1 protein-coding gene is annotated in these 228 nt (G+C 48.7%); it reads left to right on the forward strand.

The window, feature by feature from the left end:
• On the forward strand, positions 1-228 hold a 228-nt coding region (gene rplM / locus B3S86_RS15245; protein ID WP_290754306.1), incomplete at both ends, for a 50S ribosomal protein L13.

Raw genomic sequence — 228 nt, forward strand, 5'->3', positions numbered from 1 at the left:
ACAAACTCGACAAAAAAGTCTACTACCGTCACTCTGGTCATCCAGGCGGCTTAAAGCAGACTGTTGCACGCGATATGCTTGCTAACAAACCTGAGCGCATGCTTGAACTCGCGATCAAAGGGATGCTTCCAAAAGGTAGCCTCGGTCGTCAAATGTTCAACAAACTCCACGTCTACGCTGGAGCTGCACACAAGCACGAAGCACAACAACCAGAAGTTTACGAACTTC

The organism is Exiguobacterium sp. UBA3968 (assembly GCF_002385115.1).
In the GTDB taxonomy this organism is placed as follows: Bacteria; Bacillota; Bacilli; order Exiguobacteriales; family Exiguobacteriaceae; genus Exiguobacterium_A.